Below are 11757 nucleotides of genomic sequence, written 5' to 3'. Positions count from 1 at the left end.
TATAATCCGAGTCAGTAAGAGCCTGCGGAATAAAAAAATTATGGATTATCACTTAACGCTTAACTGGCCCGAGTTTATTGAACGCTACTGGCAAAAACGCCCGGTGGTTCTGAAGCGCGGATTCAGCAATTTTGTCGACCCTATCTCGCCTGACGAGCTGGCCGGTCTGGCCATGGAAAACGAAGTCGACAGCCGTCTGGTCAGCCACCAGGACGGGAAATGGCAGGTTAGCCACGGTCCTTTCGAAAGCTACGATCACCTCGGTGAAAACAACTGGTCGCTGCTGGTGCAGGCGGTCAACCACTGGCATGAGCCCACTGCCGCATTAATGCGCCCGTTCCGCGCCCTGCCCGACTGGCGCATGGACGATCTGATGATCTCCTTCTCCGTACCTGGCGGCGGCGTGGGTCCGCATCTGGACCAGTACGACGTGTTTATCATTCAGGGTACGGGCCGCCGCCGCTGGCGCGTGGGCGAAAAAGTGCCGATGAAGCAGCATTGCCCTCATCCGGATCTGCTCCAGGTTGACCCGTTTGAAGGGATTATCGACGAAGAGCTGGAGCCGGGTGATATTCTCTACATTCCGCCGGGATTCCCTCACGAAGGCTACTCCCTGGAAAATTCACTCAACTACTCCGTGGGATTCCGCGCGCCAAGCGGCCGCGAGATGATCAGCGGATTTGCCGACTACGTTCTGCAACGCGAGCTGGGCAGCTATCGTTACAGCGACCCTGATGTGCCTGCGCGCGAACATCCTGCGGATATTCTGCCAGAAGAACTCGATAAGCTGCGCGGCATGATGCTGGATCTGATTAACGAGCCGGAGCACTTTAAACAGTGGTTTGGTGAGTTTATCAGCCAGTCTCGTCACGAGCTGGACGTTGCGCCGCCGGAGCCGCCTTATCAGGCTGACGAGATTTACGATGCGCTTCAGCAGGGCGACAAGCTGACGCGTCTGGGCGGGTTGCGCGTGCTGCGCATTGGTGAGGAGGTGTTCGTCAACGGCGAGAAGCTGGACTCTCCGCACCGTCCGGCGCTCGAAGCCATTGCCAGCCATCTGGTGTTGACTGCCGACACCTTTGGCGATGCGCTGGAAGACCCGTCATTCCTCGCGATGCTTGCCGCGCTGGTCAACAGCGGGTACTGGTTCTTTGAGGACTGAGTCTCTGTAATGCCCGGTGGCGCTTCGCCACCGGGCATTTTCTTACCGCTTCGCGGTCAACTCAGCTATCCGCACAATCACCTTCACCGCTTTTTCCATCCCTTCCAGCGTCACAAACTCATGCTTGCCATGATAGTTGTAGCCGCCGGTAAACAGGTTCGGGCACGGCAGCCCCATAAACGACAGCTGAGAACCGTCGGTGCCGCCGCGAATCGGCTTCAGCTGCGGTTCAATGTCGCAGTCGCGCATCGCCTGCTGGGCGATATCGAGAATGTGCGGATGCGCCATCACCTTCTCGCGCATGTTGTAATAGCTGTCTTCAATGATCAGCTCAATATAGCAGTCAGGGTGTAACCCTTTACCCACCTTCTTGGCGATCTCCATCATCTTACGCTTGCGCGCCTCAAAGGCTTTGCGGTCGAAATCGCGAATGATGTAGTGCATCTGCGCGCTGTCCACGGTGCCTTTGATGCTGGTCAGGTGATAGAACCCTTCATACCCTTCGGTCTGTTCAGGGCTCTCTTCCGCCGGGACTTCCGCATGAATGCGTGACGCCAGCGACAGCGCGTTCACCATGACGCCTTTCGCCGAACCGGGGTGAACGTTGTTGCCGACAATTTTGATCGTGACGGACGCGGCGTTGAAGTTTTCATACTCCAGTTCACCGACGCCGCCGCCGTCGACGGTATAGGCCCACTGCGCGTTAAAGGCCTCCACGTCGAAGTGCTTCGCGCCCTTGCCAACCTCTTCGTCCGGCGTAAAGGCCACGCGGATATCCCCGTGCGGGATATTTTTCTCTTTCAGCACCGCCAGCGCGGTCATGATCTCCGCAATGCCCGCCTTGTCATCCGCGCCCAGCAGCGTTTTGCCGTCGGTGGTGATCAGCGTCTGGCCCAGCAGCTGGTGCAGCACCGGGAACATCACGGGCGAGAGCACTTCGTCGCCAATACCCAGCGCAATGTCGCCGCCGCGGTAGTTTTCCACAATCTGCGGGTTCACATGTTTACCGCTAAAATCCGGAGAGGTGTCGACATGGGAGATAAAGCCAATCGCCGGAATATCGCCCTGCACATTTGCCGGCAGCGTTCCCATCACAGTGCCTTTCTCGCTTAAGGTGACGTTGACCAGCCCCATGGCGTCAAGCTGCTCTTTAAGCAGGTTTAACAACTTCCACTGGCCTTCGGTGCTCGGCACCTGGCGAACACCCGGCTTAGATTGGGTATCCAGCGAAACGTACTGTAAAAAACGCTCAAGTAATTTATCCATGCAGTCACCCTCACTTTTTGTGACAACATTATCAATAAGCATCAAAACGCAAATATTGCGTCAGGTCACTTTTATCCCGCAAACGAGAATATTTTCCGTTTATATCGTTATGCGTTAATAAATGTAGCTTATGAATCAGTGACAAGGATTGGCGATCGCAGGGGATTGCCGTAGAATGTCCGCCCTCATTACGAGTCACCAAGGTGGTTACACACAAACCCCGCTTCAGTCTGCTGCCTGAGGCGTCTATATGGGACAGCGCAAAAATTGAATACACAATCCCGTTCACGTTCACCGCTGGTGCAACTGGAACGAATTCGTAAAAGCTTTGATGGCAAAGATGTCATTTCCGACCTCACGCTCACCATCAATGACGGTGAGTTTCTGACGCTGCTTGGCCCTTCTGGCTGCGGCAAAACAACCGTACTGCGCCTTATCGCCGGGCTGGAAAGCGTCGATAACGGCCATATCCATCTTGAGAACCAGGATATCACCCGGGTTCCCGCCGAAGATCGCCACGTCAATACCGTCTTTCAGAGCTATGCCCTATTCCCGCACATGACCGTGTTTGAAAACGTGGCGTTTGGTCTGCGGATGCAAAAAACGCCGGCGAACGAGATCGAACCGCGCGTCACCGACGCCCTGCGCATGGTGCAGCTTGAGACGTTTGCCCAGCGTAAACCCCATCAGCTTTCCGGCGGCCAGCAGCAGCGCGTGGCCATCGCCCGCGCCGTGGTCAACAAGCCGCGTCTGCTCCTGCTGGATGAATCCCTCTCCGCGCTGGATTACAAGCTGCGCAAGCAGATGCAGAACGAGCTTAAAGCCCTGCAGCGCAAGCTTGGCATTACCTTTGTCTTCGTCACCCACGATCAGGAAGAGGCCCTGACCATGTCCGACCGTATCGTGGTGATGCGCGACGGCAAAATCGAGCAGGACGGCACGCCGCGCGAAATCTACGAAGAGCCGAAGAATCTGTTTGTCGCCAGCTTCATTGGCGAGATCAATATCTTCGACGCCACGGTGATTGAGCGTCTGGACGACCAGCGCGTGCGCGCCAGCGTCGAAGGACGCGAGTGCAATATCACGGTGACTTTCCCCGTCGAAAAGGGACAAAAGCTCAACGTTCTGCTGCGCCCGGAAGATCTGCGCGTTGATGAAATTCACGGCAATACCGAGGCCGAAGGGTTAATTGGCTATATCCGCGAGCGCAACTACAAAGGGATGACGCTGGAGTCCGTTGTCGAGCTGGAGAACGGCAAGATGGTAATGGTCAGCGAATTCTTTAACGAAGACGACCCTGACTTCGACCACTCTCTCGACCAGAAAATGGTTATCAACTGGGTAGAAAGCTGGGAGGTTGTGCTGGCTGATGAAGAACACAAGTAAATTCCAGAATGTGGTGATTGCCACGATCGTCGGTTGGCTTGTGCTGTTTGTCTTTTTGCCCAACCTGATGATCGTTGCCACCAGCTTTCTGACCCGCGACGACGCTAGCTTCGTTTCGCTGGTCTTTACGCTGGACAACTACGCGCGCCTTCTCGATCCGCTCTATTTTGACGTGCTGCTGCACTCGCTCAATATGGCGCTAATTGCTACCCTCGCCTGTCTGGTGCTGGGTTATCCCTTCGCATGGTTCCTCGCGGGCCTGCCGCAAAAGGTGCGGCCCCTGCTGCTGTTTTTACTGATTGTTCCCTTCTGGACCAACTCGTTAATCCGCATCTACGGGCTGAAGATCTTCCTCAGCACTAAAGGCTATCTCAACGAGTTTCTGCTGTGGCTGGGAGTGATTGATACGCCGATCCGCATCATGTTTACCCCGAGCGCGGTGATTGTCGGCCTGGTCTATATCCTGCTGCCGTTTATGGTGATGCCGCTCTACTCCAGCATCGAGAAGCTGGATAAACCGCTGCTGGAGGCGGCGAAAGATCTGGGCGCTAACAAGCTGCAGACCTTCATCCGCATTATTATCCCGCTGACCATGCCCGGCATTATTGCGGGCTGTCTGCTGGTAATGCTCCCGGCGATGGGCTTGTTCTACGTGTCGGATCTGATGGGCGGCGCGAAAAACCTGCTGATCGGTAACGTCATCAAGAGCCAGTTCCTGAACATCCGCGACTGGCCGTTCGGATCCGCCACCAGCATTACGCTGACGGTGGTCATGGGCCTGATGCTGCTGGTCTACTGGCGCGCCTCACGCTTGCTGAATAAAAAGGTGGAACTCGAATGATCGGTCGACTGCTTCGCGGCGGTTTTATGACCGCCATTTATGCCTATCTCTATATCCCGATCGTTATTTTGATCGTGAACTCGTTTAACAGTTCACGCTTCGGGATTAACTGGCAGGGCTTTACCACCAGCTGGTACAGCCTGCTGATGAACAACGACAGCCTGCTGCAGGCCGCTCAGCACTCGCTGACGATGGCGATCTTCTCCGCCACCTTCGCGACGCTAATTGGCTCGCTCACCGCCGTGGCGCTGTACCGCTATCGCTTTCGCGGCAAACCGTTCGTCAGCGGCATGCTGTTTGTGGTGATGATGTCGCCGGACATCGTGATGGCCATTTCGCTGCTGGTGCTGTTTATGCTGCTGGGCGTACAGCTTGGCTTCTGGTCGCTGCTGTTCTCGCACATCACCTTCTGCCTGCCGTTTGTGGTGGTGACCGTCTTCGCGCGCCTGAAAGGGTTCGACGTGCGCATGCTGGAGGCGGCGAAAGATCTGGGTGCCAGCGAGATGATCATCCTGCGCAAAATCATCCTACCGCTGGCGATGCCCGCCGTGGCGGCCGGATGGCTGCTTAGCTTCACCCTGTCGATGGATGACGTGGTCGTGTCCTCCTTCGTCACCGGTCCGAGCTATGAAATTCTGCCGTTGAAGATCTATTCCATGGTGAAAGTCGGCGTCTCACCGGAGGTGAACGCGCTGGCGACCATTCTGCTGTTGTTTTCGCTGGTTCTGGTGATTGCCAGCCAGGTTATTGCTCGTGATAAAACAAAATCTCAGGGGACAATGAAATGAAAAAAATGCTCGCCGCTGCGGCGCTGGTGCTTGGCATGGGTGCCGCGCACGCTGATGACAGCAAAACGCTCTACTTCTACAACTGGACCGAATACGTGCCGCCGGGCCTGCTGGAACAGTTCACAAAGGAGACGGGCATCAAGGTTATCTACTCGACCTACGAGTCGAATGAAACCATGTACGCCAAGCTGAAAACCTACAAAGACGGCGCGTACGATCTGGTCGTTCCTTCCACCTACTTTGTCGACAAAATGCGCAAAGAGGGCATGATCCAGAAGATCGACAAAACGAAGCTAACCCATTTTTCAAACCTCGATCCTGAGATGCTCAACAAGCCGTTCGACCCAAATAACGACTACTCCATTCCGTACATCTGGGGAGCAACCGCGATTGGCGTGAACAGCGAGGCCGTCGATCCAAAAACGGTGACAAGCTGGGCCGATCTCTGGAAACCGGAATACAAAGGGAGCCTGCTGTTAACCGACGACGCGCGTGAAGTGTTCCAGGTCGCGCTGCGCAAGCTGGGCTACTCGGGCAACACGACGGATCCCAAAGAGATCGAAGCGGCATATGCCGAGCTGAAGAAGCTGATGCCTAACGTGGCGGCGTTCAACTCTGATAATCCGGCAAACCCGTATATGGAAGGCGAAGTGAATCTGGGGATGGTGTGGAACGGCTCCGCGTATGTCGCCCGCCAGGCCGGGACGCCGCTTGAGGTGGTCTGGCCGAAAGAAGGCGGGATCTTCTGGATGGACAGCCTTGCGATCCCCGCCAACGCGAAAAACGTTGAAGGGGCGCACAAGCTGATTAACTTCCTGCTGCGCCCGGACGTGGCGAAACAGGTTGCCGAGACGATTGGCTACCCGACGCCAAACCTTGCCGCACGCAAACTGCTGAAGCCGGAAGTGGCTAACGATAAATCGCTCTACCCGGATGCCGAAACCATCAGCAAGGGTGAATGGCAGAACGATGTCGGTGACGCCAGCCGTCTCTACGAAGAGTATTATCAGAAATTAAAAGCAGGCCGGTAACTGTATCGCATTCTTCCTCACGCCGCCCGTACGGCGTGAGGAAGGATTAACTGACCGCATTCTCCCCTGCCCAGATTGTCGCCTTTCTCATCGCCTCAACCACATCCTCATCCGACAGACACAGCGCCTCACGAACCCTAGTCGCCTCGTCCCACTGCTGCCGTTCATAGTAACGGCACAGGCTCACCATATCGGCTAACCGTCCCTCCTGATGGCACAGCGCATTGCTCACGCTCTGCGGGACCGCAATTTGCTTCATCAACTCGGCCATCGGCTGTTCGAGAAGGGTATCGAGCAGAGAAAACAGGCCGCACATGAAGGCATTTTCAGCCAGCGTCGGTTCGTTCATCGTCTCGGCTATCAGTTCGCAGAACTTGCCGCGCATCATGCTCAGCGGGTAAAGTTCGCTGACGGTGTCATTTCCCGCACTGGCGAGGACCACGACGGCAACAAACCGCCTCAGCTGGTTTTCCCCGAGGTATCTCAGCACTTCGCTCAGGGTTAACTTACTGAAATTACAGGCACCGATATGTTTAAATGCGGTGTGCTTCATGTAGCGCATAATCTTATAGGACAGGGTGAGATCGGTTTTAATCAACGACTCGACGATCCGAAAATCGGGTTTATTGCGTCCGACCTCCATTTGCAGCCGAAAAATCGCCAGCTGATTTTGCGATAGCCGTTTATATTTAATGACCTCCGGACGGCAGAAAAAATAGCCCTGAAACAGCGAGAATCCCTCTTCCCGGTATTGGCTGAATTCCTCTTTAGTCTCAATTTTTTCAGCGAGATATTTAATATGCCCGGTTAAATGTTTACGCTCTTTCAGATACTGTTTAATTTGCGCTAAGGTATAATTTCTGACGTCAAATTTCAGTATTGAAATATAGGGTAAAAAAACATCCCATTCTGGCGCAAGCGTGAAATCATCAAGCGCAAACTGATAACCATGCGCGTTCATCTCCCTGACGGCCTGCAGCAGCTCCGCTCCCGGCACAGCATCTTCCAGGATCTCAATGACCACGCTTTCTTTATCCAGCGCTTCTCCACTGCGGTCTATGACCATTCGCGACGGGAAATTAATAAACGACGTATGTGCCCCGGCGATGCGCTGGGACGGCACGCATAAAAACTGATCTGAGATCATCCTGGAGGTGGCATATTCCGCCGACACATCCGGAAAACGGTTTGTCATCCCATCTCTGAAGAGCAGCTCGTAGGCCACCGTCTTCATCTCAGGGTTAAAAATGGGTTGTCGCGCAATAAATCCGTACATATCCCATCCTCCTCTACAACTTTATATTTATTAGCATCCTCTTTCTACACGACGATAACGAGCTTTATCGAGCACTATTTTGATTGAATGCACAAAATAAAAGCATCCACACTAATTAACTGGATTTACAAATCAAAATTTAAATTAAATATCCCTGGCGCTCTACAGAAAGAGGAGAAAATATCCGATAAGGAATATGTGCCTGCCCGACATGCACGATATTACGGGAGATGAGAATGAAAGACGCCATGGTCCGAAGAAAAAAAATAAGCGTCAAGACGTTGATGCTGTTGTCCATTTTCCTCACCGTAACGGTGGGCTTTACGGCAACGATCGGTTTTATGATGTGGCAGTGGATGGCGCAGCAGGAGGTTCTGGCCAAAAAACATATCCGCCAGATTGCCGAGGTGCAATCGTTGCAGGTCAGTAAACAGCTGGATTCTGCCCTGACTGCCGCCCGGGATATGGGCAACAGCGCCCTGGCGCTGCGCGAGGCGGGCGTATCCGAACGCCAGAGCCTGAACCAGCTGCTCATCCACTACCTTTCGGCTCACCCGCAGTTTCTCTCCATGTCGATGGCCTTTGAGCCTAACGCGTTCGACGATAAAGATGCCGTCTGGGCCGGTCAAAGCGGTGAAGATCCTGCCGGGCGCTACGCCCGCTACGTCGACCGGGACGCCACCGGCAAACCGGCATTACACCTGCTGACGGACATCGAAACGCCCGGCAGCGGTGATTATTATCTGTTGCCGAAACAACGGCATAAAGATGTGATCATCGAGCCCTATATTTATCCCTACAACGGCGTGGACGTGATGCTCACCTCGATTGCCGCCCCCATCATGCGTGACGGTCAGTTTCTGGGCTCGGTCACCTCGGACTTCTCCCTCGCCACGCTGCAATCGACGATCGGCGCGATTAAACCCTGGAACGGCACAGGCTACGCCCTGCTCCTCTCCGCGGGTAATAACGTGGTGTCCAGCCCGGACAAGCGCGCGGCAGGCAAGCCTTACGCCGGTCAGATTACCGGTCATGACGTCACCCGGGTAAGCGATCCGCTGCTGAAGGAGGACGTGTTCATCACCTGGCAGGACATTGCCGTCGGTAATAGCCAGACGCCTTGGAAACTCGCCATTATCACGCCGGTCAGCGAAGTGATGGCCGAAGCGCGCGCATTTTTACTGAAAGCCATCATCATGATGGTGTTAAGCATCGTGGCGGTTAGCCTGGTCATGGCGCAGATCTTCACACGCAAAGTTGACCGTCCGGTTGGGGGCGAACCTTCGGAAGCCGCCGGGATCGCCCTGGCCGTTGCCCGGGGGGATCTGAACAACACCATCCCGGTGCGTTCCGGGGATACCCACAGCATTTTTTATGCACTGCACACCATGCAGATGCAGCTCAAGCGCATCGTCGACAATATCAGCGAAGCCAGCCACTCCGTGCACGGCGGCACCAGCGAAATTTCGGCGGGCAACCTTGACCTCGCCTCGCGAACCGAGGAACAGGCGGCTGCAATTGTTGAAACGGCAGCCAGCATGGAAGAGATTTCGGTCACGGTGAAAAATAATGCCGACAACGCCCACAAGGCGACCACGCTGACCGATCGCGCCGCGAGCCTCGCCGGGCATGGCGAAACGCTGGTGAACGACGTGGTCGTGGTGATTGGGGAGATTGACGAAAGCGCGCGTAAGATCGGCGAGATTAACAGCATTGTCGACGGCATCGCCTTCCAGACCAATATCCTGGCGCTGAATGCTGCCGTTGAAGCGGCACGGGCAGGCGAACAGGGGCGCGGCTTCGCGGTCGTCGCAGGGGAAGTGCGCAATCTTGCCCAGCGAAGCGCCAACGCGGCAAAAGAGATCTCTCAGCTGATTGCCGAGTCCTCGGGCCGCGTAAGCAAAGGCGTTGAGCTGGTCAATGAAACCGGGGTGATGATGAAACAGGTGATTGAAGCGGTGTCGCATGTGCATCTGGTCATCAACGATATCGTTCAGGCGCTGGACGAGCAGAATCGCGGGATTAGCCAGGTCAGCACCGCCGTTAACCAGATGGACAGTACAACCCAGCAGAACGCCTCGCTGGTTCAGCAGATCTCAGCGGCGGCGCTCTCGCTGGATGAGCAGGCTAAATCGCTCGAGAAGACGCTGGCGTTCTTCCATTCATAAATAAAAAGGCACCCGCTGGACGGGTGCCTTTTCAGGCGATTGCCGCTACAGCCCTTTCAGCAGCTTGTCGACAAACTCCGGTACGACCGTACTTGCCAGACCGTAGTGTTTCTCTTCAAACTCGCTGCCCACCTGGCTTGGCTCAAGGTTGAGTTCAACCGTATGCGCACCGTGCAGTCGCGCTTCGTGGACAAACCCCGCCGCCGGGTAAACATGACCGGATGTGCCGATGGCAATAAACACGTCGGCCATCGCCAGCGCGCTGTAGATCTCATCCATGCCCAGCGGCATTTCGCCGAACCAGACCACGTGCGGACGCAGGCGCGACGGGAACTGGCAGCAGTGGCACTTATCCTCAGGCAGTACGTCCTCTTGCCAGTCCAGCACCTGACCGCTCCAGGCGCAGCGAACCTTGAGCAGCTCGCCGTGCATGTGGATGATGTTCTTGTTACCGGCCCGCTCGTGCAGGTTGTCGATATTCTGCGTCACCAGCAGAAAACGATCGCCCAGCGCCTCTTCCAGCTTCGCCAGCGCCAGATGGGCCGCATTCGGCGCGACTTCAGGCTGCTGAAGCTGGCGGCGGCGGGCGTTGTAAAACGCCTGCACGAGATCCGGATCGCGGGCAAAGCCTTCCGGCGTGGCCACATCCTCCACGCGGTGCTCTTCCCACAGCCCGTCCGCCGCGCGGAAGGTTCGAATTCCTGACTCGGCGGAGATCCCCGCTCCGGTCAGCACCACCACTCTGGGTTTATCCATCGCTTCTGGCATCATTCTGTCTCTGAAAAAGATCCGCTGGCGCAAGCGCTCACGCAAGCGGCGTTTGTTTTTGCGAAAACGGCTGAGTCGACCCTGGCGACGCGACAGCATAGAAACCTCGTAAACTAATCGGTGAGATGAAGGAATGCGGCTCCGCGCATGCCTCCTGCGTCCCCGTGTCGCGCGCGTTCAATACGCGGCACGCGGGCAACCGGCAATAAATGTCGGGGCAAACGCCCGGACAACCGTTCCGTAATCGCGGTAAAGTTTGACAGCCCTCCCCCGATCACCAGCAGATCCGGGTCGACGATGGTGAGAATATTTCCCAGACACACCGCCAGCAGATCCAGATAACGCTCGACGTGCTCGCACGCCTGCGCATCCCCTTGCTCCCACAGGGTAATGATTTGAGGGGCCTCAAGTTTCTGATGATAGAAGTGTTCGTAAAGCCATGCAAACCCGCGGCCGGAGAGGTAGTTCTCAATACAGCCGTGCTGGCCGCAGCCGCAGCGGGTCAGCGGGAAATCGCGCCCCACGACTTCCAGGGCATCCACCGGCAGACGGATATGACCAAATTCGCCGGTGATGTAGCTTCGCCCGGTGATTGGCTTCCCGTTGATCACAATCCCCCCGCCGACGCCGGTCCCGAGGATCAGCCCCATCACCAGCGGATATTGGCGGAATTCATCATCCCAGGCTTCGGAGAGCGCAAAGCAGTTAGCATCATTGTCTAAACGCACGTCGCGTTCAAGAAGGGCAGAGAGATCGGCGCGGAGCGGTTTACCGCTGGCGGCAGGCACGTTGGCGGCATACAGCGTGCCGTCGTCGGTTTCGGGCATCCCCGGAATGCCGATGCCGACGCTGCCTTTCACGCCAAAGCGTTCATCAGCCTGCGCCACCAGCGCGGCAATCGCGGTTAAAAATTCGTCGTAGCTTTCTCGCGGCGTGGGTACGCGGGTTTCCCACTGTAGCCTGAGATCTTTATCAAACACGCCGAGCGCAATCTTGGTGCCGCCAATATCAAATCCGTAATACATAACGCATTCCTCTTTTAACCTGGCGGCCCGAAAGCCGCTAGATCAT

The 11757-nt window shown here is 55.9% G+C and carries 10 protein-coding genes; 6 read left to right on the top strand and 4 right to left on the bottom strand.

Annotation, left to right across the window (positions count from 1 at the left end; genetic code table 11):
• Nucleotides 1-40: 40 nt before the first annotated feature.
• Nucleotides 41-1162, top strand: a complete 1122-nt coding sequence (locus BJ885_RS04475) for a cupin domain-containing protein (protein ID WP_023311180.1) — start codon at nt 41-43, stop codon at nt 1160-1162.
• A gap of 42 nt (nt 1163-1204) precedes the next feature.
• On the opposite strand, the gene pepT is transcribed toward BJ885_RS04475, so the two are convergent.
• Nucleotides 1205-2428 (bottom strand): peptidase T, encoded by a 1224-nt coding sequence (gene pepT / locus BJ885_RS04470; RefSeq protein WP_121931268.1) that lies wholly within the window; start codon nt 2426-2428, stop codon nt 1205-1207.
• 237 nt (nt 2429-2665) lie between these two features.
• Between pepT and potA the strand changes: the two genes are divergently transcribed.
• The 4 genes from potA to potD are packed head-to-tail and all read left to right on the top strand — an operon-like array spanning nt 2666 to nt 6474.
• Nucleotides 2666-3814 (top strand): spermidine/putrescine ABC transporter ATP-binding protein PotA, encoded by a 1149-nt coding sequence (gene potA / locus BJ885_RS04465; protein WP_176600594.1) that lies wholly within the window; start codon nt 2666-2668, stop codon nt 3812-3814.
• On the top strand, nt 3798-4655 hold the full coding sequence (gene potB / locus BJ885_RS04460) for a spermidine/putrescine ABC transporter permease PotB (RefSeq protein WP_023311177.1): 858 nt from the start codon (nt 3798-3800) through the stop codon (nt 4653-4655). Before potA ends, potB begins: the two co-directional genes overlap by 17 nt.
• Nucleotides 4652-5443: a spermidine/putrescine ABC transporter permease PotC gene (potC, locus tag BJ885_RS04455; protein WP_121931267.1), complete on the top strand. Its 792-nt coding sequence runs from the start codon at nt 4652-4654 to the stop codon at nt 5441-5443. The genes potB and potC overlap by 4 nt, the downstream gene beginning before the upstream one ends.
• Nucleotides 5440-6474, top strand: coding sequence for a spermidine/putrescine ABC transporter substrate-binding protein PotD (gene potD, locus BJ885_RS04450; protein WP_121931266.1), 1035 nt, complete (start codon nt 5440-5442; stop codon nt 6472-6474). The genes potC and potD overlap by 4 nt, the downstream gene beginning before the upstream one ends.
• Nucleotides 6475-6520: 46 nt before the next feature.
• On the opposite strand, the gene BJ885_RS04445 is transcribed toward potD, so the two are convergent.
• Nucleotides 6521-7750 (bottom strand): EAL and HDOD domain-containing protein, encoded by a 1230-nt coding sequence (locus tag BJ885_RS04445; protein WP_047648084.1) that lies wholly within the window; start codon nt 7748-7750, stop codon nt 6521-6523.
• Between the two features lie 236 nt (nt 7751-7986).
• On the opposite strand from BJ885_RS04445, the gene BJ885_RS04440 reads away from it, so the two are divergent.
• Complete coding sequence (locus BJ885_RS04440) at nt 7987-9918, top strand: methyl-accepting chemotaxis protein (RefSeq protein ID WP_047648085.1); 1932 nt, start codon at nt 7987-7989, stop codon at nt 9916-9918.
• Between the two features lie 45 nt (nt 9919-9963).
• On the opposite strand, the gene cobB is transcribed toward BJ885_RS04440, so the two are convergent.
• On the bottom strand, nt 9964-10785 hold the full coding sequence (cobB, locus tag BJ885_RS04435) for a Sir2 family NAD+-dependent deacetylase (RefSeq protein ID WP_047648086.1): 822 nt from the start codon (nt 10783-10785) through the stop codon (nt 9964-9966).
• A 14-nt stretch (nt 10786-10799) separates the two neighbouring features.
• Nucleotides 10800-11711: an N-acetylglucosamine kinase gene (nagK, locus tag BJ885_RS04430; RefSeq protein ID WP_047648087.1), complete on the bottom strand. Its 912-nt coding sequence runs from the start codon at nt 11709-11711 to the stop codon at nt 10800-10802.
• Nucleotides 11712-11757 lie beyond the last annotated feature (46 nt).

It is taken from the genome of Enterobacter sp. WP_7_1 (assembly GCF_003688535.1).
Classification (GTDB): Bacteria; Pseudomonadota; Gammaproteobacteria; order Enterobacterales; family Enterobacteriaceae; genus Enterobacter; species Enterobacter asburiae.
The sequence above is the reverse complement of the archived record's forward strand: the minus strand, read 5'-3'. Positions and strand labels throughout refer to the sequence as shown.